This window comes from Kitasatospora sp. NPDC057738 (assembly GCF_042798815.1).
Taxonomy (GTDB): Bacteria; Actinomycetota; Actinomycetes; order Streptomycetales; family Streptomycetaceae; genus Kitasatospora; species Kitasatospora lactacystinica.
In genome coordinates, this window is the sequence record NZ_JBHVJT010000022.1 from 68,120 (window position 1) to 88,941 (window position 20,822).

Genomic DNA, 20,822 nt, shown 5'->3' on the forward strand with positions numbered 1-20,822 from the left:
TCCCCCGGAGGGCGGTGTTCTGACACGCGGGCTTCCAAGAGGTCGAAATGGTGGGTTCGCGCCCCCCCGCCAAGCAGTTGCGCGATGGGGCGACGTGCTGTTCAGGGGGTGACGGTGAGGTGGTCGAACTCGCCGGCCTTGGCGCCCTGGAGGAACGTGGCGAACTGGGGGCGGGTGGTGCGGACGATGACATCACCCTCGTCAGACGAACGAGAACCGGCGTGCACCATTGGCCAGCACCGCGTTGCGTCTCATCCGGGCTGCCACAGCGTCACTCACATCGTTCGGAGTTCCCCGGAAGTCCGCGATGCACGACAGCAAGGCGGCGGCGTACCTGGGCGTTTGGAGGAACCCTGGGATCACGTCGGAGACGTAAACCCGGAACACCTTGGCCTGCCGGTACAGGTCTCCGGTGGACTCTTGCAGCCGGCGGAGCCCACTCCGCTGGAGCCGTCGCCACTGCACATGGGCGTCGGCGGACTGCCGGTTGGCGGCAACCAAGTCAGGAGCTTGATCGTCGGCGTCACAGGCGCGGCACCAGGCCCTGATGTCGGCGTCGGAGGGAGGTGTCCTGGCGTTCTCGATCCGGGACGACTTCGACTCCGACCAACCGCACCTGACGGCCAGCTCCCGCCCGCTGATCCCCGCGTCCTTCCGAATCTCGCTCAGCCGACCGGCAAGAGCTTCGCGGGCCTTCTGAACGTTCGGTGAGGGGTGCGCGGGCATGGAGCCGGCCTTCGTCAGATCTCGTACAGATGATGCGGGAGCGCCCGCTCCCAGACTGCTTCGAACGCGGTGGTGCACAGCTTCACGGTGTCCGGGTCTGTTGTGATCTCATCTTCGACCACGGCGCCGTCCCCGGAGAAGTGGTGCACCCGAAGCAGTGCACCGTCGAACAGCCAGAAGTCGTTCCCCGGCAGGGGGATGCTCGTGGCCTGTCGCCGTGGCAGCCAGCGGACCTGCTCGCCCGCCGTGACGTTGGCGTGGGTGACGTAGTGCTCCCACCGGATGTACTCGGACACGGGCTCGGAGACCACCCGGGCTCGGCGAATGACCACGCCCCGCGCCACGGCGTCTGTGATCAACTGGTCATAGGGATGCCACCAGGACGCCTGGTCCTCCCAGTTGATCCGCTCACCGCGCTGCCAGGCCTCGAACCGATCCGTCGGGGCGTACGAATCCCGCAGCTCCAGATGGACGGCGGACCGCTGACACTGCTCAAGCAGCTCAGCGAAGCTGGGCACGCTCGATGGCATCACATGCCTCCCTGATCATGGGCACCATCCGGGCCGGAAGCCTGACGATGGCCTCATTGTCGGGGACCGGCCCGTTCGCAGGACTCGTTCCTTCGCAATCCGCCTGGGTCTCGGGGCGCGGGTTCCACCCCTGGAAAAGGATCTCCTGAGCATCCGGGTCCACCCACACGGTGGGGCAGTGGTCCCGATCGGTACTGGGGTCGATGCCAACGAACTCCACGGCCATGGCCGGCTCCCTGATCTAGGTGCTTGCTCGGGCTTGCACAAGCTTCTCCGAACAGCGGATATGTAGTCAACGCCGCTATTTGACCGGTCGAATGCTGTGCAAGCTCATGCAAGTTCGTAGAGAGCGATGTCTCGCCGTCCGTAGCCTGGCCAGCATCGGCCAAGCAGTACGTGGCCGATGCGGATCACCGACTCCCCCCGCAGGTTCCTCCCTTTCCGGGGAGGTTGTTCCATTCATCCGATGAAGGGAGATCGCAATGTCCGTGATCACCAGCGACACCGAGAGCGCCGAGGCGGCCGAGTCCGTGACGCTCGACGAGAGCGCCACGAACACCATCCGGGGCAACGTCCGGGCGTTCCTGGACGAGGACAACACCTCGATGATGGGCGGCTGGACCAACTGACGGCCGACCTGAGCGCCTGAAGCAGTCGCGCGCCCGGCCCCACCTCAATTGGGGCCGGGCGCGTGGTTCCCAAGCATTCCAGCGAAGGAGTGTTCCTCCATGCGGTTCCTCAACATCCACCACACCCAGGAGACGATCGGCCGACTCGTGAGCGCGGTCGACGAGCAGCCTCCGCCGACCGCCGTGGACCTCCCGGCCGCGTACCGGAGGGTCGTCTCCGCGCTCCGTCCGCTGCCGGTCGAGGATGCGGGCATCACGCTGTCCTTCGAGGACAGCGAGTGGGGCAGCTACCTGATCGAGAACAGGACCTTCGAGAACATCTTCGAGGGGCTGGAGAACACCCCGCCCGACCTGCGGGAGCGGTGGAAGCGCGACTTCTCCGTGGCGCTCCTGCACACCAGGGACCTCGTCCCCGACTTGGGCGCCCTCGTGGACCTGGTGGTCACCGACGTCGTGATGTTCAGCTCGACCAACAAGGGTGGCGGCACCGGTTCGACGCTCCCGGGCCTGGTGAGCATGAGCCTGGGCGACGAGTGGCGGCCCCACGACTACGCCGAGTCCCTGGTGCACGAGACCGTGCACCTGAACGTCTTCCTGGCGGACATGGTGTACCGCCTCTACACGCGGCCGGCCAAGGAGCTGGGGGCCGACGAGTACCGGGTCGTCTCCGCGGTGAAGTTCGGGCAGATGCGCCCGCTGGACAAGGCCTTCCACAGTGCGGTGGTGGCCCCGCCCCTCATGCTCATGCAGCACCTGAGGGGTGAGACGGAGTTGGTGGACACGTTCCGCCACTCGATCCGCGAGTGCGCGGACGGCCTGCTGGACAAGCTGGACCTGTTCACGCCGTACGGCCAGGGGATGGTGCGCGAACTCGCGGACTTCGCCGAGACGATCGACTTCGATCTCGTCACCCGGTCGATCTCGGGCCGGGAGTTCGCGCACTACGACCTGCCTGCCGCAGCCTAGGCTTCGAAGACGATGCCGGCCTCCCTGGCGAGGCTCAGGGCCAGTTCCATGGACCCCGGGCCTCGCACGGTGGCACCCTTGAGGTGCGCGGCGCCTCCGACATCGATCAGTGTGCAGTTGTCGAAGCTGACACCGGGCTGAATGACGACGTTGGCGAACTGGGTTCCCGTGAGGTCGCACTTCTCGAATCGGACATCACGGAGTTCGGCGAACTGAAAGTCGGCCTGGGAGAGATTGCACTCCCTGAAGACCACCGTCTTGAACTTCGCGTAGCGGAACAGCGTGCTGTCTGTCCGATTGCCCTCGAAGAGGACGTCACGGAAACTGCCGTTGCTCCAGGACGACCCGGTGAGCCGGCACCCGGTCACCGTGCCGCGGAGGACGGATACGTCCTGTGTCCGGACCGTGGCGAAGTCGCAGGTGTCGAAGGCGATGTGAGCGAGCACCGACCGGACCAGGTGCATCCCGGTGAACCGGACGTTCTCGAAGGCGCATTGCTCGACCTCGACCGCTTCGCCCGATCGTCCGACGAGGCTCAGTCCGCTGTATTGCCTGCCTTTGATGGTGGCGTCGTCCTCGAAGTCATGGTCGGGCAGCTCCGCAGGTCGCAAAGCCACCTGAAAGCGCGGGGCCAGGGGATTCTTCTGGCGAGGCATGGCCTGAGTCATGACGGGCACCTCACAGTAGCCGCTGGAGTGGAGGAAATGAACGCTAGCACTCAACTGCCGTACGCAGAAAGGCAGTTGAAATGCATGGACTTTGGGATCCGGTAGCTATTCGGCCTGCCGAAAACCTCAGGGCATTTGGTGGCGCGGCGCTGATCACTCCAGGCCCAACGAGCGCCGTAGGAACTCCAGTTCGTGGTGCAGCAGGTTTTCCACCACCGCCTCGTCCGTCGGCCGGTGGCCGGTGGCGCGCAGCGGGAGGACCTCGTGCGGGCGGCCGGCGGCGAGGAGGGCGGCGGACAGCCGCAGGGTGTGGGCGGGGTAGACGTTGTCGTCGGCGAGGCCCTGGATCAGCAGCAGCGGGCGGCGGAGCTCCGGCGCCAGGGAGATCAGCGAACCGCTGTCGTAGTGCTCGGGGTGCTCGTCGGGGTGGCCGAGGAAGCGCTCCTGCCAGTGGGTGTCGTAGAACCGCCAGTCGGTGGGGGCGGCCCCGGCGGAGGCGGCGTGGAAGACGTCCGGGCGGCGCAGCACCGCGAGGGCGGCGAGGTAGCCGCCGTAGGACCAGCCGCGGATGCCGACCCGGTCGAGGTCGAGCAGCCCGGGCCGCAGCCGGTCGGCCGCCCGCAGGCCCTCGACCTGGTCGTCGAGGGCGGGCCCCGCCTTGTCGCCGTGGATCGCCTTGTCCCAAAGCGGCCCGCGCCCGGGGGTGCCGCGGCCGTCCACCACGAGGACCGCGAAGCCCTGGTCGGCGAACCACTGGGAGACCTGGTCCCACCAGAGGCCGCCGGTGGTGGCCTTCTGCACGGCGGGTCCGCCGTACGGGTCGAGCAGGACGGGCAGCGGGCCGTCCCCGGGGCGGTGGCCGGCGGGCAGGAAGAGCGTGGCGCGCAGGGCGTGCGGGCCGAGCCGGAGCAGTTCGGGCCGCGGGGTGACGATGGGCGGCTCGGCGTACGAGGTGAGCGGGAGGGGTGCCGACCCTTCCCGTAGAGCGGTCGTGAAGCCGCCGGGGTGGCCGGGGGAACAGGTGATGAGGACCAGCGTGCCGCCGCGCCGCACCCCGGTGTGCAGGCCGGGGCCGCTGCTGAGCCGTCGTGGGCCGGTGTCCGGTCCGTACGTCCAGAGGTGGGTCTCGGTGGGTTCGTCGGAGGCGGTGAACAGGACCTGCTCGCCGTCCGTCCCGAGCACCGCGCGCAGCTGGAGCCCGGGCGGGGTGACCGGCTTGCCGTCGACGGTCAGGTGCCGGGTGTCGCCCAGGTCGGCGGTGTCCACCAGGGCGCCGCCCCCGGTGCGGGCCGGCAGGCCGGGGAGCAGCTCGATCCAGTGCGCGTCCTGCCGCTCGGCGAGCACCCGGGTGGCGCCGTCCGGCTCGATCGCCAGGGTGCGGACGGTGCGCTGGTCGCGGCTCTGCACGGCGGCGTACGGGCCGTGGCCGTCCCAGCCGGCGGCGGTGAGGTACTCGAAGGCGGCGCGGTCCCAGCGGACCCCGGTGTCCGTGCCGTCGAGGCCGAGCAGCCGCAGCGAGACCTCGGCGTTGGCGGTGCCGGCCAGCGGGTAGCGGACGGCGCGCGGCGGGCGGTGCGGGTCGGCGGGGTCGGCCAGGAAGAAGCGGGCGAGCGGGCGGTTGTCGACCCGGGCGACCAGCAGCGCGGTGCCGTCGGGGGACCACCAGTGGCCGCGGTCGCGGAACATCTCCTCGGCGGCGACGTACTCGGCGAGTCCGTAGAAGACGTCCTCGGCCTCGGGTTCGGCGAGCGGACGGTCGTCCGTGCCGTCGACGCCGACCACCCGCAGGGCGCCGGCGGCGACGTAGGCGATCCGGCGGCCGGTCGGGTCGAGCCGGGGGTCCTGCGGCGGGCCGGGGACGGGGACGGCGCGGACGGTGCCGCGGGCGGTGTCGGCCAGCCACAGGGCGCCGTCCAGCGCGAAGGCGGCGAGCGCGCCGACGGCGTCGGTGCTGTACCCGGCGATGCCCTCGGCGGCGCCGAGCACGGCCGGGTCCGCGATCAGCCGTTCCTCGCCGGTGGCGGTGTCCAGGGCCCAGAGGCAGGCGAGCGGGTCGGTGCCGGACCGGCCGCGCAGGAAGAGCACGGTGGTGCCGTCCGGCGAGGGCTCCGGCTGGACGGGGACGCCCAGGGTGAACCGCCGGGTGCGGGCCAGCTGACGGGGTAAGGAGGGGGTCGTCATGCGGGGCACCATAGGCACGGCCGCCGGGTCCGTGTCGAGCGCACAACGCCCGGCGGCGGGGGCGGCCTCGGCGGCCTCGGCGGGCGGGCAGCCGGGGCGGCCGGGGCGGAGGACGGGCGGGGCCGGGAAAGACGGCCGGGGCCGCCGCGGATCTCAGGAATCCACGGCGGCCCCGGAGTCGTGAGCCGTAGGCCGGTCCGTCAGCGCACGTCGCCCATGAGGGCCTGGACGCGCTTGCGGTAGCCGAAGACGGCGAGCCCGGCGAGGACCGCGAGCGACGCCTGCATCGCGATGATCCCGTTGCCGTCGAGGTTGACGCCGGCCAGCGAGAGCAGGCTGGTGGTGCAGTCACCGGCGGTGACGGCGAGGAACCAGACGCCCATCATCTGGGAGGCGTACTTCTGCGGCGCCATCTTGGTGGTGACCGAGAGGCCGACCGGGGAGAGGCAGAGCTCACCGATGGTCTGGATCAGGTAGATCGAGACGAGCCACATCGGGGAGACCATGGTGCCGCCGTCCGCCATGTTCATCGGGATGATGAAGATGAAGAACGAGGCGCCGACCAGGACCAGGCCCATCGAGAACTTCACGATGGTGTTCGGCTCCTTGTTGCGGCGGGAGAGCCACAGCCACAGCCAGGCGAACACCGGCGCGAGCGCCATCACGAACAGCGGGTTGAGCGACTGGTACCAGGTGGCCGAGAAGCCGAGGCCGAACAGGCTGTCGGCGGTCTTCTTGTCGGCGAACAGGGAGAGGGTCGACCCGCCCTGGTCGTAGATCATCCAGAAGATGGCGGCCGCGGCGAAGAACCAGATGTAGGCGGACATCTTGGACTGCTCGCCGGCGCTGAGGTCCTTGTCGCGCTTGATCCGGACCAGCACGGCGATCGGGATGAGCAGACCGGCCAGGGTGAGCGGGACGAGGGCCCAGTTCAGGGTGTAGACGCCCAGCCCGACGATCACGGCGTAGAAGACGGCGGTGGCGGCGACGGCGATTCCGGCCTTCACCAGCAGGCTGTTGCGCTCCGCGGGCTTGAGCGGGTTGGGGACCTTGCTGCTCTTGGGGCTCAGGTGGCGGCTGCCCAGCAGGAACTGCACCAGGCCGAAGGCCATGCCGACCGCGGCGATACCGAAGCCCAGGTGCCAGCTGTACTCCTTGCCGATCGTCCCGATGATGAACGGGGCGACGAAGGCACCGAGGTTGATGCTCATGTAGAAGACGGTGAAGCCACCGTCGCGGCGCGGGTCCTCGGGGCCGTTGTAGAGCTGGCCGACCATCGTGGAGATGTTGGCCTTCAGCAGCCCGGAGCCGAGCGCGACGAGGAGCAGGCCGAGGAAGAACGCCGCCTGGCCCGGGACGGCCAGCGCGATGTGGCCGAACATGATCACGAACCCGGCGATGGCGACGGTCTTGCGGGCACCCCAGACCCGGTCACCGAACCAGCCGCCGGGGTAGGCCATGAGGTAGACCATCGAGACGTAGACGGAGTAGATCGCCGTCGCCGTCGTCGCCGTCATGGCGAGGCCGCCGCCCTGGCTGCCCACGGCGGCGTCGGCGCCACCGGAGACCAGGTAGTAGATGAGCAGGGCGCGCATGCCGTAGTAGGAGAAGCGCTCCCACATCTCGGTCATGAACAGGGTGGCAAGACCTCGGGGATGCCCGAGGAAGGTCTTGCCGCCGGGAGAGGCCGACGTCATGTCGGCGTCCAGGGTCTTCGACGCCATGAGTAGTGGTTCCTTGCCTGACAGCGTCCGCCTAGGGGGGTGGCGGCGGACGTGGACGAAACCACTCTACGTGGCGACATTTGGCTTTATCAGATGACAAAAGCCTTGAATCAGGTATGGGAATGGCAAAGTCGGCGCCAGATCTTCCCGATCTATCGATGGTAGATGGGCGCGTCTTCCTTCGGTTTCAAGATCCAAACGGAGATTCTTCGCCGAACGGCCGGTCCGCTGCGGCCCGTTGGGTGCGATCGGGGCCTTGTATAACGATCACGCTCTGTGAACTACCTCACAGGGCGTCCGGCGTTACCCCGGCGGACTACCATCACCACATGACCTGTGTGCTGCTCGCCGAGGACGATCCGGCGATCTCCGAACCGCTCGCCCGGGCCCTGCGACGCGAGGGCTATGAGGTGCTCGTCCGCGAGGACGGTCCGACCGCACTGGCCGCGGGCCTCACCGAGGAGGTCGACCTCGTCGTCCTGGACCTCGGCCTGCCCGAGATGGACGGCCTGGAGGTCTGCCGCCGCCTGCGTGCCGACGGCAAGAGCTGCCCCGTCCTGGTGCTCACCGCCCGCGCGGACGAGGTGGACACCGTGGTCGGCCTGGACGCCGGTGCCGACGACTACGTCACCAAGCCCTTCCGCCTGGCCGAACTCCTCGCCCGCGTCCGGGCCCTGCTCCGGCGCGGCAACGTCGACCAGCTCACCACCGGCGCGCACGGTGTGAAGATCGACATCGAGTCCCACCGCGCCTGGCTCGGCGACGAGGAGCTCACCCTCTCCGCCAAGGAGTTCGAGCTGCTGCGGGTCCTGGTACGGGACGCCGGCCGGGTGGTCACCCGCGAGGAGATCATGCGGCAGGTCTGGGACACCACCTGGTGGACCTCCACCAAGACCCTGGACATGCACATCTCCTGGCTCCGCAAGAAGCTCGGCGACGACGCGGCCAACCCCCGCTACATCGCCACCGTGCGCGGAGTCGGGTTCCGGTTCGAGAAGAATTAGTCCCTGACGGAGAACGGGCCCTCGGCCCGCGGCAGTGGAACACCCCGGGGAGCGGCAGCGTGAAACGCAGGATGATCAACTCGCTGCTGGGCGTCGTCCTGGTGGTCGTCGTGGTGTTCTGCGTACCGCTCGCCCTGGTCGAGAAGCGGACCATCGTCAACTCGGCCCAGGACCGGGTGGACGCGGCCGCCGTCCGGGTGCTCGCCCTGGTCGAGAGCCGGCTCGCCGCGGGGGAGCCGGTCACCGGGCGGGCCTTCGAGAGCCAGATCACCGAGGGCAGCTACGTCGAGGTGCAGGTGCCCGGCCAGCCGGTGGTCTCCGCGGGCGAGCGCCCCGCCGGGAACCACCTGCTGAAGGCCGTCGAGCGCGGCAACAGCGGCGAGACCGTCACCGTCGAACAGTCCCGCGAGGACGTCGACCACGAGATCGCCAACAACCTGCTGCTGCTCGGCGTGGTCGCCCTGCTCGCCGTCCAGGCCGCGGTGGCCCTCGCCGTCTGGCAGGCCAAGCGGCTCGCCCGGCCGCTCACCGACCTCGCCGAGACCGCCGAGCGGCTCGGCTCCGGCGACCCGCGCCCGCGCGACCGCCGCTACGGGGTGCCCGAGCTCGACCGGGTCGCCGAGGTGCTGGACACCAGTGCCGAGCGGATCGCCCGGATGCTCACCGCCGAGCGCCGGCTCGCCGCCGACGCCTCGCACCAGCTGCGCACCCCGCTCACCGCGCTCTCCATGCGGCTGGAGGAGATCACCGCCCTCGCCGAGGAGCCGGAGACGGTCAAGGAGGAGGCGACCATCGCCCTCCAGCAGGTCGAGCGGCTCACCGACGTGGTCCAGCGGCTGCTCACCACCCAGCGCGACCCGCGCAGCCCCACCGCCGTCGCCTTCGACCTGGACGAGGTGATCAAGCAGCAGGTGGAGGAGTGGGGCCCGACGCTGCGGGAGCAGGGCCGGGTGCTCTCCCTGGAGGGGCTGCACGGGGTCACCGCGGTCGGCACCCCGGGGACGGTCGCCCAGGTGCTGGCCACCCTGATCGAGAACTCGCTGATGCACGGCGCCGGGACTATCACCCTGCGGGTCCGGCCGTCCGGCACCTCGGCGGTGGTCGAGGTCCAGGACGAGGGCGCGGGCGTGCCGGCGGACCTCGGCAACCGGGTGTTCGAGCGCGCGGTCAGCGGGCGCAACTCCACCGGCATCGGTCTGGCCGTCGCCCGCGACCTCGCGGAGGCGGACGGCGGGCGGCTCGAACTGCTCTCGCTGAAGCCGGCGGTGTTCGCGCTCTTCCTCGGACGCAGCCACCAGGACTGAACGGGCCCGGGGCCGACTCGAACGGTCGGACACGCCCTAGTCGAACTGCGCGTCGCGGACCACGTCGAGGTCGGTGAAGGTGGGCGGGGCGTCGCAGAGCGCCACCATCTCGCGGAAGATCCGGTCGGTCTCGGGCAGGGCGGAGTTCTCCATCGCCGCCGCGTAGGAGGGGAACTCCACGATCTGCACCACGTGCGCGGTGTCGGAACGGTCGGTGCCGATCACCGCGTGGGAAGCGGTCCGCCTGCCCCGGGTCGCCTCGACCCAGGTGTCCAGCAGCCGGTTGAGGTCGTCGAGCCTGTCGGTCCTGCAGTCGATGATCTGGACGAACGTCATGGCGAGCCTCCTGGACCCCCTCGGCCACGATCGTCCGCCGGCCGTGCTCGCCCTCGGTAACCACTCTCCTCCGGCCGCGGCGGACGCGGCAAGCCCGGCGGACCCGGCAAGCCCGCCGGACACGGCAGGCCCCGGCGGCCGCGTTCGGGCTGCCGGGGCTGCGAGGAGCGAAGGGGGGTGCGAGGGGCGCGGGGGCGCGGGGCCTACTCGGCCTTGGCGAGGCGGATCCGCTCGGTGGCCAGCATCAGCTCGGCCTGTGCGGCCAGCTCCTGGCCGCTGGTGGCGTCCACCGCCTGCTGGGCGGGCAGTCCGACGGGCTCCGGCACGGCCTTGAACACCCAGGTGCGGTACGAGACGAAGCGGAACACGGTGGCCACGGCGAGGCCGATCACCTTGGCGCCGATCTGCTCGTAGTGCGAGCGCAGGTCGAGCACGTACACCGAGAAGCCGAGGACGCCGGTCTCGATCAGCATGCCGATGCCGCTGTAGACCAGGAAGAGCGTGATCTCGCGCCTGCGGGAGGCGGCGTCGCGGTCCCGGTAGAGCCAGTAGCGGTAGCCCAGGTAGTTGGTCGCGATCGCGATCACCGTCGCGACGATGTTCGACCGGACCGAGGCCAGGCCCATGCCGTTGATGCAGACCCAGAAGACGGCGAAGTTGACCACCACGCCGCTCAGGCCGACGATGCCGAACTTCACGACTTCGCCCGTGATCCCACGCATCTTCTGTGCGAGCGGGGGGTTCGAAGCTGCGGTCGTCGCCATACCGGACTGCCTCCATGTGCCTGCGGGACGAAAGGGCCTGCCGCGACGGCGCGGCCACCCCTTGAGCCCTGCGTGCACGCACATGATCGGACCGCGCAGACCAGGACCTGGCCGTCCAGGCTACCCGCTTCCATCGAACGGCTCAGCCCCCAGGGCGACAGGTTGACATCTACGCGCGTCCGCCCCGACGGCCCCACCGGCGGCTCCACCGCCCCCGACCGGCCCGGATATCCTGGGCCGCGTGACTTCCCCGGGCAATGTGAATTTTCCAGTGGTGGGCATGATCGGTGGCGGGCAGCTGGCCCGCATGGCACACCAGGCGGGCATCCCGCTCGGGGTCAGGTTCAAACTCCTCGCCGACACGCCCCAGGACTCCGCCGCACAGGTGGTGTCCGACGTCGTCCTCGGCGACTACCGCGACCTCGACACCCTGCGCGCCTTCGCCGCCGGCTGCGACGTGATCACCTTCGACCACGAGCACGTCCCCACCGAGCACCTGCGGGCCCTGGAGGCCGACGGCATCGCCGTCCGCCCCGGCCCGGACGCGCTGGTCAACGCCCAGGACAAGGGCGTGATGCGGGCCAAGCTGGACTCCATCGACGTGCCCTGCCCCCGGCACCGGATCGTCGCCGACCCGGCCGACGTCACCGCCTTCGCCGAGGAGGGCTCCGGTTACCCGGTCGTCCTCAAGACCGTCCGCGGCGGCTACGACGGCAAGGGCGTCTGGGTCGTCGACGACGAGGAGCAGGCGCAGGCCCCGTTCCTGGCCGGCGTCGCGGTGCTGGCCGAGGAGAAGGTCGACTTCGTCCGCGAGCTGGCCGCCAACGTGGTCCGCTCGCCCAGCGGGCAGGCCGTCGCCTACCCGGTGGTGGAGAGCGTCCAGGAGAACGGCGTCTGCGCCGAGGTCACCGCCCCCGCGCCGGACCTCGACCCGGCCCTGTCCGACGAGGCCCAGCAGCTCGCCCTGCGGATCGCCGGCGACCTCGGCATCGTCGGCCACCTCGCCGTCGAGCTGTTCCAGACCCGGGACGGCCGCATCCTCGTCAACGAGCTGGCCATGCGTCCGCACAACTCCGGGCACTGGACCCAGGACGGCGCCGTCACCTCGCAGTTCGAGAACCACCTGCGGGCCGTCCTCGACCTCCCGCTCGGCGACCCCCGCCCGCGCGCCAAGTGGACCGTCATGGTCAACGTCCTCGGCGGCGACTACCCGGACATGTACCGCCCCTTCCTGCACTGCATGGCCCGCGACCCCGGGCTGCGGATCCACATGTACGGGAAGGACGTGAAGCCCGGCCGCAAGGTCGGCCACGTCAACGTCTTCGGGGACGACCTCGAAGACGTCCGCGAGCGCGCCCGCCACGCGGCCGCCTACCTGCGAGGAACGATCACCGAATGAGCCCCGCTTCGACCGCCCCCCTCGTCGGCATCGTGATGGGCTCGGACTCCGACTGGCCGGTCATGGAGGCCGCCGCCCAGGCGCTCGACGAGTTCGAGATCCCCTACGAGGTGGACGTCGTCTCCGCCCACCGGATGCCCCGCGAGATGGTCGCGTACGGCGAGAACGCCCACCTGCGCGGCCTGAAGGCGATCATCGCCGGCGCCGGCGGCGCGGCCCACCTGCCGGGCATGCTCGCCTCCGTCACCCCGCTGCCGGTCATCGGCGTGCCGGTGCCGCTGCGCTACCTGGACGGCATGGACAGCCTGCTGTCGATCGTCCAGATGCCCGCCGGCGTCCCGGTGGCGACCGTCTCGGTGGCCGGCGCGCGCAACGCCGGCCTGCTCGCGGTGCGGATGCTCGCCGCCTTCGACCCCGAGCTCACCGAGAAGATGACCGAGTTCCAGGCCGAGCTGAACAACCAGGCCACCGAGAAGGGCCAGAAGCTGCGCGCCAAGGTGGCCGGTTCCTCCTCCTTCGGCTTCGGCAAGTAATCCCCTGGTGGGGGTGGGGTAGAACAACCCGTATGACTTCTCGGACGGACTCCCCCACCCCGCTGGACCGCGCCCGCGCCCTGCTGCGCACCGCCCCCGTGGTGGACGGCCACAACGACCTCCCCTGGGCGATGCGCGAGCAGGCCGGATACGACCTCGGCGCGCTCGACCTCGCCGCCGACCAGAGCGACCGCCTGCACACCGACCTCGCCCGCCTCGCGGAGGGCGGGGTCGGCGCGCAGTTCTGGTCCGTCTACGTCCCCTCCTCGCTGGCCGGCGACCACGCCGTGAGCGCCACCCTGGAGCAGATCGACTTCGTCCACGCCCTGGTCGAGCGCTACCCGGACCGGCTGCGCCTGGCCCGTACCGCCGCGGACATCGAGGCCGCCCGCGCCGAGGGCCGGATCGCCTCCCTGATGGGCGCCGAGGGCGGTCACTCCATCGACTGCTCGCTGGCCACCCTGCGCGCCCTGTACGAGCTGGGCGTGCGGTACCTGACGCTGACCCACAACGACAACGTGCCGTGGGCGGACTCCGCGACCGACAAGCCGGTGGCCGGCGGGCTGACCCGGTTCGGCGAGGAGGTCGTCCGGGAGATGAACCGGCTCGGCATGCTGGTCGACCTCTCGCACGTCTCCGCCGACACCATGCGCGACGCCCTGCGGGTGACCGAGGCGCCGGTGGTCTTCTCGCACTCCTCCTCGCGCGCGGTCTGCGACCACCCGCGCAACATCCCGGACGACGTGCTCGCCCAGCTGCCCGCCAACGGCGGCGTGGCGATGGCGACCTTCGTGCCCAAGTTCATCCTGCCCGCCGCCATCGACTGGACCAGGGCCGCCGACGAGAACATGCGCGCCCACGGCTTCCACCCGCTGGACACCACCCCGCCGGCCATGGAGCGCCAGCGCGCCTTCGAGGCCGCCAACCCGCGCCCGATCGCCACCCCGGCCACCGTCGCCGACCACCTCGACCACATGCGCGAGGTGGCCGGCATCGACCACATCGGCATCGGCGGCGACTTCGACGGCACCGCCTTCCTGCCGGACGGCCTGGACTCGGTGGCCGGCTACCCCAACCTGGTCGCCGAACTCCTCGGCCGCAACTGGTCGGAGGCCGACCTGGCCAAGCTCACCTGGCACAACGCCGTGCGCGTCCTGCGCGACGCCGAATCGGCGGCCGCCGGGCTGCGCGCGAGCCGCCGCCCGTCCATCGCCACCATCGCGCAGCTGGACGGCCCTCAGGCCTGAAGCCTGGGGATCTCGATGGCCGGGCACCTGTCCATCACCATGGCGAGCCCGGCCGCCCGGGTCCGCCCGTAGGCGGCCTCGTCGACGACTCCCAGCTGGAACCAGACCGCCCTCGCCCCGGCGGCCACCGCCTGGTCGGCCACCTCCCCGGCCAGCGCGCTGTTCACGAACACGTCCACCACGTCGACCGGGAACGGCACCTCGGCGAGCGAGGCGTAGCCCTGCTCGCCGAGGACCGTCTCGGCCTTCGGGTGCACGGGCACGATCCGCTTGCCGTACTCCTGGAGCACCCTGGCCACCCCGTACGCGGCCCGGGCGGTGTTGGTGGACAGGCCCACCACCGCCCAGGTGTCGCCGGTGCGGGTGAGGATCTCGCGGACCGCCGCTTCGTCGCCGTAGCTCGTCATGCCGGTACCAACGACGTTCGCGGGCGCCGGATTCCTGGGCTCAGATGTTGGTGGCGTTGAGCTTGACCAGGGCCGTCGTGTCGTTGTCGTACGTGATCTCCAGTTCGACGACCCAGGCCTTCCCCCGGGGCCGGTTCCCATCGGTCTCGTCGCGGTTCCGGAGGGTCATTCCCCAGGTCTCGTCGCTGATCAGCCGGACGCGCGGGAACGCGGCGACCAGTCGGGCGGCAAGGTCGGTCCGGGGCATCCGGAACTCGCCGGTGTACCCCTGCTCCTGCCAGCCGCTGGTGTCCGTGCAGCGGGCCCCGGTGGCCTGCGCGGGCATGGATCCGCCCGCGAAGTCCACGACCTTCGAACAGTCGGCCTTGACGGGTTCGCCGGAGGCGAGGTCGTCGAGGGCGAGCACGAAGCGGCTCGCGAAGAAGAGCAGGAGCGCGGCGACCGCCGCGCAGCCGACGGCCGACCGGACGAACGACTTGCGCATGAAGGACCCCCCGGTCTTCGGACCACCGCGGACAGCGGGTGGCCTGATCCTCGCACGAGAGTTGAACATGTTCAAATACTTGGGTCCGGGAACGCGCGAGCGCCCGCCCCCGGGGTCGGGGACGGGCGCTCGGGAGCGGACTCGTCAGCTCGGGCGGCCCAGGGCGCGGTAGGTCCAGCCGGCGGCCCGCCAGGCCTCGGCGTCCAGGACGTTGCGGCCGTCGAGGAGGCGTCGTTCGGCGACCACGGCGCCGAGCGCGGACGGGTCCAGCTCGCGGAACTCGGACCACTCGGTGAGGTGGAGGACCACGTGGGCGCCCTCGGCGGCCTCCAGGGCGGAGTGGGCGTAGGTGAGGGACGGGAACATCTTGCGGGCGTTGTCCACGGCCTTCGGGTCGTAGACGGTGACCTGGGCGCCCTGGAGCTGGATCTGGGCGGCCACGTTGAGGGCGGGGGAGTCCCGGATGTCGTCCGAGTTGGGCTTGAAGGCGGCGCCGAGGACGGCGACCCGGCGGCCCAGGAAGCCGCCGCCGCACTGCTCGCGGGCCAGCTCGACCATCCGGGAGCGGCGCCGCATGTTGATCGAGTCGACCTCGCGCAGGAAGGTCAGCGCCTGGTCGGCGCCGAGCTCACCGGCCCGGGCCATGAACGCCCGGATGTCCTTGGGCAGGCAGCCGCCGCCGAAACCGAGGCCGGAGTTGAGGAACTTGCCGCCGATCCGCTCGTCGTAGGCGAGCGCCTTGCTGAGCTGGGTGACGTCCGCGCCGGCCGCCTCGCAGACCTCGGCCATCGCGTTGATGAAGGAGATCTTGGTGGCCAGGAAGGAGTTGGCGGCCGCCTTGACCAGTTCGGCGGTCGCGTAGTCGGTGACCATGAACGGCACCCCGGCCGCGATCGGCTCCGCGTACACCTCGCGCAGCACCCGCTCGGCCCGCTCGCTCTGGGCGCCGACCACGATCCGGTCCGGCCGCAGGGTGTCCTGCACGGCGAACCCCTCGCGCAGGAACTCCGGGTTCCAGGCGAGTTCGGCGCCCTCGCCGACCGGCGCCAGCGCGGCCAGCCGCTCGGCCAGCCGGGCCGCCGAGCCGACCGGGACGGTGGACTTGCCGACCACCAGCGCGGGACGGGTCAGGTGCGGCGCGAGCTCGTCGATCGCGGTGTCGACGTACGACATGTCGGCGGCGAACTCGCCCTTGCGCTGCGGGGTGTTGACGCAGATGAAGTGCACGTCGCCGAACTCGGCGGCCTCCTGGGCGGAGGTGGTGAAGCGCAGCCGTCCGGTCGAACCCTCGTGCCCGGCCACGTGCTTGAGCAGCAGTTCGGAGAGCCCCGGCTCGTACATCGGGACGCGACCCGCGGTCAGCATGGCGATCTTGTCGGGGTCGATGTCCAGACCCAGCACCTCGAAGCCGAACTCGGCCATCGCGGCGGCGTGCGTGGCGCCGAGGTAGCCGGTGCCGATCACGGAGATGCGGAGGGTCACGGGTTCTCCTTGGATGCGGACGCGACCAGTACGGATGCCCTGATGCTATCCGCCCGTCGAGGGCGCGCCGGGATCACCTGCACGCCCGAGGGGCCGCCCTGAACGCTAGGCAGCCGCAGGTCGGCGCCCTAGGATCTCTACTGAACGGTAGTTAACCGCGGATTCGACTCGCACCGGGCGCCGATCGGACCTCGATCGGGCACCGGTCACTGAACGACGAGGCAGGCATCATGGCGGGCAGCGCAGGGGCGGCTGACTTCGATCTCTTCCGGATCTCCGAGGAGCACGGGATGCTCCGTGAGGCGGTGCGTTCGCTGGCCGAGGCGAAGATCGCTCCGTTCGCGGCGGAGGTGGACGAGCAGGGGCGGTTCCCGCAGGAGGCGCTGGAGGCGTTGCGGGGCAACGATCTGCACGCGGTGCACGTGCCGGAGGAGTTCGGTGGTGCGGGGGCGGATGCGCTGGCGACGGTGATCGTGATCGAGGAGGTGGCGCGGGTGTGTGCGTCGTCGTCCCTGATTCCGGCGGTGAACAAGCTGGGGTCGCTGCCGGTGCAGTTGTCGGGTTCGCAGGAGTTGAAGGCGAAGTACCTGGGGGCGCTGGCGCGGGGCGAGGGGATGTTCTCGTACTGCCTGTCGGAGCCGGAGGCGGGTTCGGACGCGGCGGGGATGCGGACCCGGGCGGTGCGCGACGGGGATTTCTGGGTGCTGAACGGGGTGAAGCGCTGGATCACCAACGCGGGGGTGTCGGAGTTCTACACGGTGATGGCCGTGACGGATCCGGAGAAGCGCTCGAAGGGGATCTCGGCGTTCGTGGTGGAGAAGGGCGACGAGGGGGTGTCGTTCGGTGCGCCGGAGAAGAAGCTGGGGATCAAGGGTTCGCCGACGCGTGAGGTGTACTTCGACAATGTGCGGATTCCCGCGGACCGGATGATCGGTGCGGAGGGGACGGGTTTCGCGACGGCGATGAAGACGCTGGACCACACGCGGGTGACGATCGCGGCGCAGGCGGTGGGGATCGCGCAGGGGGCGCTGGACTACGCGAACGGGTACGTGCGGGAGCGCCGGCAGTTCGGGAAGGCGATCGCGGAGTTCCAGGGGGTCCAGTTCATGCTGGCGGACATGGCGATGAAGCTGGAGGCGGCGCGGCAGCTGACGTACGCGGCGGCGGCGAAGTCGCAGCGCGGGGACGCGGATCTGACGTTCTTCGGTGCGGCGGCGAAGTGTTTCGCGTCGGACGCGGCGATGGAGATCACGACGGACGCGGTGCAGTTGCTGGGCGGGTACGGGTACACCCGGGACTATCCGGTGGAGCGGATGATGCGGGACGCGAAGATCACGCAGATCTACGAGGGCACCAACCAGGTCCAGCGGATCGTGATGGCCCGCAACCTCCCGTAACCCCACCTCGACGTACACATACGGCCCCCGACCGCCCGTCCGCGGTCGGGGGCCGTATGTCGTCCGGCATCGAACCGTCCTGGACGCGGCCCCTGTGACGGTGTCATAAATGATCGTCAACTCATGGGCAGCACGCGACGATTGCGAGAGATCGACGATCATGGGCAGCACCCCCGAGCAGCACCCCGCCGGCAAGGTCTGGCTGATCACCGGCGCCAACTCCGGCTTCGGCCGGGCGCTCACCGAGGCCGCGCTGGCGGCCGGCGACACCGTCGTGGCCGCCGCCCGGCGCCCCGAGACGCTGGCGGAGCCGGCCGCCGCGCACCCGGACCGGCTGTTCCCGGTCCGGCTGGACGTCACCGACCAGGAGCGGATCGCGGCCGTCGTCGCGGAGACCGTCCAGCGGCACGGCCGGATCGACGTCCTGGTCAACAACGCCGGGCGCGGGCTGATCGGCGCCGTCGAGGAGTCCACCGACCGCGAGCTGCGGGACCTGATGGAGCTGCACTTCTTCGGCCCGGCCGCACTCACCCGGGCCGTGCTGCCGCACCTGCGGGCCCGGGGCTCGGGCGCGGTGGTGCAGATGAGCAGCATGGGCGGCCGCTTCAGCTTCCCCGGCGTGGGCGCCTACTCGGCCACCAAGTTCGCGCTGGAGGGGCTGTCCGAGGCGCTGGCCAAGGAGGTGGCCGGCTTCGGGGTCAAGGTGCTGATCGTCGAGCCCGGCGCGTTCCGGACCGGCTTCGCGGGCGGCGACGCGCTCGCCCACAGCGCCCCGATCGAGGCGTACGAGCCGATCGTCGGCCCGGTCCGCACCGGGCTGCCGGACAGCGACGGCAAGCAGGCCGGCGACCCGGCGAGGGCCGCCGAGGCGATCCTGGCCGCGCTGGCCGCCGAGCACACCCCGCTGCGGCTCGCGCTCGGCAGCGACGCGGTCGACGGCGTCCTCGGCACCCTCGACGAGGCGCGGCGGGAGACCGAGACGTGGGCGGCGGTCGGCCGCGGCACCGACTTCCCGGCCGGCGAGTAGCCCACCGGGCGGCGGGGGCCCCGTCCCCGGTCGGTGGAGGGCCGCGCTCCTGGTCGGTGGAGGGCCGCGCGACGAAATCCGCGCGACGGCGGGCAGCCGCGCTCCGTAGGCTGCCCGCCATGTCCTCCGCGCCCACCAGGCCCTCCGTGCTCAGCCTGGCCCCCATCACCCCCGAGAACGTCGACGCCGCCCTCGCCCTGCGGGTCCGCCCCGACCAGGAGGCCCTGGTGGCGCCGGTGGTGAAGTCGCTGGCCGAGGCGTACGCGTACGGGGAGGCCGCCTGGCCCCGGCTGATCCTGGACGACGGGCGGCCGGTCGGCTTCGTGATGGCCTTCTTCGACCTCACCTTCTACCCCGACCGCCCCGGCGACCGCCCCCGCTCCGGCCTGTGGCGGCTGCTGATCGACGCCGAGCGGCAGCGCGGCGGCTACGGCCGCTTCGCCGTCGAGCAGGTCTGCGCCGAGATCCGCCGCCGCGGCGGATCCCGCGTCACCGTCACCCACCACCCGGGCCCGGACGGCCCGGAGGAGTTCTACGCCCGTCTCGGCTTCCGCCCGACCGGCGAGCTGAGCGGCGGCCAGACCGTCGCCGAACTGGACCTCCCGCCGCTCAGCTGAGCAGCGCCGCGGCCTGCTCCCGGGCCTGCCGCAGCCAACCGGCGCGCTCGGCGTCGGAGGAGTCGGTGACCGTGCGGAACACCGTCCGCCGCACCTCGGCGACCCCGACGTACGGCAGCACGCAGGCCGCCCAGATCCGCTCCAGCGGGTCGCCGAACTCCTCGCGCTCGCGGGCCTCCGGGGTGTCCGAGGTGTTCAGCACCAGCGCCCGGCCGACCCGCAGCAGCCCGGCCGGCTCGCCGTCGGCCGTCCCGAGCTTGTACGCGACGCCGGGCACCAGCACCCGCTGCACCCAGCCGGTGAGCACCGCGGGCGGCATGCCCCACCAGTTGGGGTGGATCAGCACCAGCGCGTCCAGGGCGGCCACCTCGGCGCGGTGCAGGGCGAGGACCGGATCCCCGGACCGCTCCGCCGCGGTCACCGTGCCGGTCTCCTCGGCGGCCAGCAGCGGCGCGAAGCCCTCCGCGTACAGGTCGTGGGCGCGCACCCGGCAGCCGCGCCCCCGCAGTTCGTCCACCACGGCCCCGTACAGCGCGTGGTTGAAGCTCCCCGGCCGCGGATGCGCCAGGTAGACCCCGATCGTGCTCATCTTCCGTCCCCCTCGGGCTGGTTGGCCGGACCGATGGTAGGCGCGTGCCCCGCTGTCGCGCACCCGGCAAGGATCCGCCGGACACGCCCCGGGTACGGTCGGCCGCCCGGTAGGGTCCGGGGCCATGACCGAGCCGGACTTCCTCACCGAGACCAGGGCGTTCTACGACGCCGTCGCCACCGAGTACACCGAGCTCTTCCGGGACGCGTTGGACCGCATGCCGATGGACCGGGCGATGCTGGGGCTCTTCGCCGACCTGGTCCGCGCCGAGCGGCCGGGCGGCAGGACGGCCGAACTCGGCTGCGGCCCGGGCCGGATGACCGGCCCGCTGCACCGGCTCGGCGTGGACGTGCACGGGATCGACCTCTCGCCGCGGATGGTCGAGCTCGCCCGGCAGGCCCACCCGGAGGTGCCGTTCAGCGTCGGTTCGATGTTCGACCTCCCCTTCCGGGACGGGGAGCTGACCGGCGTGGTGGCCTGGTACTCGATCATCCACACCCCGGCGGAGCGGCTGCCCGAGGTGTTCGCCGAGTGCGCCCGGGTGCTCGCCCCCGGCGGCCACCTGATGCTCGCCTTCCAGGTCGGCGACCTGCCGTCGCGCCAGGAGCGCCCCTTCGGCCACCCGGTGTCGCTGGACTTCCGCCGGCTGCGGCCGGAGCACGTCGAGGAGCTGGTGCGGGAGGCGGGCCTGCCGGTCACCTCCCGTACGGTCCGTGAGCCGGAGGGGGACGAGAAGACCCCGCAGGCCTATCTGCTGGCCCGCAGGCCGAAGGGCTGAGGCCCTCCTGCGCGGCCTCCGGTGCGGTCT

The 20,822-nt window shown here is 71.2% G+C and carries 22 protein-coding genes and 2 pseudogenes; 11 read left to right on the plus strand and 13 right to left on the minus strand.

The genetic code is table 11. The features are described from left to right. Positions 1–101 precede the first annotated feature (101 nt). The 4 genes and pseudogenes from ACFVGO_RS14845 to ACFVGO_RS14860 all read right to left on the minus strand — a co-directional run bounded on the left by ACFVGO_RS14845 (position 102) and on the right by ACFVGO_RS14860 (position 1,482). On the minus strand, positions 102–230 hold the full coding sequence (locus ACFVGO_RS14845; protein WP_359906119.1) for a hypothetical protein: 129 nt from the start codon (positions 228–230) through the stop codon (positions 102–104). Continuing rightward, positions 205–726 (minus strand): annotated as a pseudogene (locus ACFVGO_RS14850) (Scr1 family TA system antitoxin-like transcriptional regulator); the annotation flags it as partial. The gene ACFVGO_RS14845 and the pseudogene ACFVGO_RS14850, both read right to left, overlap by 26 nt. Before the next feature lie 14 nt (positions 727–740). Continuing rightward, complete coding sequence (locus ACFVGO_RS14855; protein ID WP_074003882.1) at positions 741–1,256, minus strand: DUF6879 family protein; 516 nt, start codon at positions 1,254–1,256, stop codon at positions 741–743. After that, complete coding sequence (locus ACFVGO_RS14860; protein WP_074003881.1) at positions 1,228–1,482, minus strand: hypothetical protein; 255 nt, start codon at positions 1,480–1,482, stop codon at positions 1,228–1,230. Before ACFVGO_RS14860 ends, ACFVGO_RS14855 begins: the two co-directional genes overlap by 29 nt. Before the next feature lie 256 nt (positions 1,483–1,738). On the opposite strand from ACFVGO_RS14860, the gene ACFVGO_RS14865 reads away from it, so the two are divergent. Together ACFVGO_RS14865 and ACFVGO_RS14870 are read left to right on the plus strand one after the other, a co-directional pair. Beyond that, positions 1,739–1,885, plus strand: coding sequence for a hypothetical protein (locus ACFVGO_RS14865; RefSeq protein WP_158077738.1), 147 nt, complete (start codon positions 1,739–1,741; stop codon positions 1,883–1,885). 99 nt (positions 1,886–1,984) lie between these two features. Further along, a complete protein-coding gene (locus ACFVGO_RS14870; protein ID WP_380632076.1) occupies positions 1,985–2,851 on the plus strand; it encodes an aKG-HExxH-type peptide beta-hydroxylase in 867 nt (288 codons plus the stop codon). Here ACFVGO_RS14870 and ACFVGO_RS14875 read toward each other — a convergent pair. From ACFVGO_RS14875 to ACFVGO_RS14885, 3 genes are all read right to left on the minus strand, one after another. After that, positions 2,848–3,519: a pentapeptide repeat-containing protein gene (locus ACFVGO_RS14875; RefSeq protein WP_380350546.1), complete on the minus strand. Its 672-nt coding sequence runs from the start codon at positions 3,517–3,519 to the stop codon at positions 2,848–2,850. The two genes, ACFVGO_RS14870 and ACFVGO_RS14875, sit on opposite strands and share 4 nt — an antisense overlap. A 153-nt stretch (positions 3,520–3,672) precedes the next feature. Beyond that, positions 3,673–5,700 carry a prolyl oligopeptidase family serine peptidase gene (locus ACFVGO_RS14880; protein WP_380632078.1) on the minus strand — a complete coding sequence of 676 codons (2,028 nt, stop codon included), beginning with the start codon at positions 5,698–5,700 and terminating at the stop codon, positions 3,673–3,675. A gap of 200 nt (positions 5,701–5,900) precedes the next feature. After that, complete coding sequence (locus ACFVGO_RS14885) at positions 5,901–7,424, minus strand: oligopeptide:H+ symporter (protein WP_359906132.1); 1,524 nt, start codon at positions 7,422–7,424, stop codon at positions 5,901–5,903. 329 nt (positions 7,425–7,753) lie between these two features. Here ACFVGO_RS14885 and ACFVGO_RS14890 point away from each other — a divergent pair, with 329 nt between their 5' ends. Both ACFVGO_RS14890 and ACFVGO_RS14895 read left to right on the plus strand, forming a co-directional pair. After that, positions 7,754–8,428 carry a response regulator transcription factor gene (locus ACFVGO_RS14890; RefSeq protein ID WP_030058577.1) on the plus strand — a complete coding sequence of 225 codons (675 nt, stop codon included), beginning with the start codon at positions 7,754–7,756 and terminating at the stop codon, positions 8,426–8,428. Between the two features lie 59 nt (positions 8,429–8,487). Further along, positions 8,488–9,732: an ATP-binding protein gene (locus ACFVGO_RS14895; protein WP_359906135.1), complete on the plus strand. Its 1,245-nt coding sequence runs from the start codon at positions 8,488–8,490 to the stop codon at positions 9,730–9,732. Between the two features lie 39 nt (positions 9,733–9,771). On the opposite strand, the pseudogene ACFVGO_RS14900 reads toward ACFVGO_RS14895, so the two are convergent. Then, a pseudogene (locus tag ACFVGO_RS14900) lies at positions 9,772–10,068 on the minus strand (ester cyclase); the annotation flags it as partial. 203 nt (positions 10,069–10,271) lie between these two features. Beyond that, on the minus strand, positions 10,272–10,790 hold the full coding sequence (locus tag ACFVGO_RS14905) for a GtrA family protein (protein ID WP_359906138.1): 519 nt from the start codon (positions 10,788–10,790) through the stop codon (positions 10,272–10,274). 301 nt (positions 10,791–11,091) lie between these two features. On the opposite strand from ACFVGO_RS14905, the gene ACFVGO_RS14910 reads away from it, so the two are divergent. The 3 genes from ACFVGO_RS14910 to ACFVGO_RS14920 are packed head-to-tail and all read left to right on the plus strand — an operon-like array spanning position 11,092 to position 14,011. Then, positions 11,092–12,231, plus strand: a complete 1,140-nt coding sequence (locus ACFVGO_RS14910) for a 5-(carboxyamino)imidazole ribonucleotide synthase (protein WP_359906141.1) — start codon at positions 11,092–11,094, stop codon at positions 12,229–12,231. Then, on the plus strand, positions 12,228–12,764 hold the full coding sequence (gene purE, locus ACFVGO_RS14915) for a 5-(carboxyamino)imidazole ribonucleotide mutase (protein WP_359906144.1): 537 nt from the start codon (positions 12,228–12,230) through the stop codon (positions 12,762–12,764). Before ACFVGO_RS14910 ends, purE begins: the two co-directional genes overlap by 4 nt. Before the next feature lie 32 nt (positions 12,765–12,796). Then, positions 12,797–14,011 carry a dipeptidase gene (locus tag ACFVGO_RS14920; protein ID WP_359906147.1) on the plus strand — a complete coding sequence of 405 codons (1,215 nt, stop codon included), beginning with the start codon at positions 12,797–12,799 and terminating at the stop codon, positions 14,009–14,011. On the opposite strand, the gene ACFVGO_RS14925 is transcribed toward ACFVGO_RS14920, so the two are convergent. The 3 genes from ACFVGO_RS14925 to ACFVGO_RS14935 all read right to left on the minus strand — a co-directional run bounded on the left by ACFVGO_RS14925 (position 14,002) and on the right by ACFVGO_RS14935 (position 16,384). Continuing rightward, entirely contained in the window at positions 14,002–14,418 is a 417-nt protein-coding gene (locus ACFVGO_RS14925) for a CoA-binding protein (RefSeq protein ID WP_359906150.1), read from the minus strand. The genes ACFVGO_RS14920 and ACFVGO_RS14925 overlap by 10 nt on opposite strands. 40 nt (positions 14,419–14,458) lie before the next feature. Further along, positions 14,459–14,902: a hypothetical protein gene (locus tag ACFVGO_RS14930; protein WP_359906153.1), complete on the minus strand. Its 444-nt coding sequence runs from the start codon at positions 14,900–14,902 to the stop codon at positions 14,459–14,461. Between the two features lie 144 nt (positions 14,903–15,046). Continuing rightward, on the minus strand, positions 15,047–16,384 hold the full coding sequence (locus ACFVGO_RS14935) for a UDP-glucose/GDP-mannose dehydrogenase family protein (protein ID WP_359906155.1): 1,338 nt from the start codon (positions 16,382–16,384) through the stop codon (positions 15,047–15,049). A 230-nt stretch (positions 16,385–16,614) separates the two neighbouring features. Here ACFVGO_RS14935 and ACFVGO_RS14940 point away from each other — a divergent pair, with 230 nt between their 5' ends. The 3 genes from ACFVGO_RS14940 (at position 16,615) to ACFVGO_RS14950 (ending at position 19,425) form a co-directional block, all read left to right on the plus strand. Then, complete coding sequence (locus ACFVGO_RS14940) at positions 16,615–17,781, plus strand: acyl-CoA dehydrogenase family protein (RefSeq protein ID WP_380632083.1); 1,167 nt, start codon at positions 16,615–16,617, stop codon at positions 17,779–17,781. A 160-nt stretch (positions 17,782–17,941) separates the two neighbouring features. Next, complete coding sequence (locus ACFVGO_RS14945) at positions 17,942–18,808, plus strand: oxidoreductase (RefSeq protein WP_359910148.1); 867 nt, start codon at positions 17,942–17,944, stop codon at positions 18,806–18,808. 119 nt (positions 18,809–18,927) lie between these two features. Then, positions 18,928–19,425 carry a GNAT family N-acetyltransferase gene (locus ACFVGO_RS14950; RefSeq protein WP_380547399.1) on the plus strand — a complete coding sequence of 166 codons (498 nt, stop codon included), beginning with the start codon at positions 18,928–18,930 and terminating at the stop codon, positions 19,423–19,425. On the opposite strand, the gene ACFVGO_RS14955 is transcribed toward ACFVGO_RS14950, so the two are convergent. Then, on the minus strand, positions 19,418–20,014 hold the full coding sequence (locus ACFVGO_RS14955) for an NAD(P)H-dependent oxidoreductase (RefSeq protein WP_380632086.1): 597 nt from the start codon (positions 20,012–20,014) through the stop codon (positions 19,418–19,420). The genes ACFVGO_RS14950 and ACFVGO_RS14955 overlap by 8 nt on opposite strands. A gap of 124 nt (positions 20,015–20,138) precedes the next feature. Here ACFVGO_RS14955 and ACFVGO_RS14960 point away from each other — a divergent pair, with 124 nt between their 5' ends. Next, complete coding sequence (locus tag ACFVGO_RS14960) at positions 20,139–20,792, plus strand: methyltransferase domain-containing protein (protein ID WP_359910139.1); 654 nt, start codon at positions 20,139–20,141, stop codon at positions 20,790–20,792. The last annotated feature ends 30 nt before the right edge of the window (positions 20,793–20,822 follow it).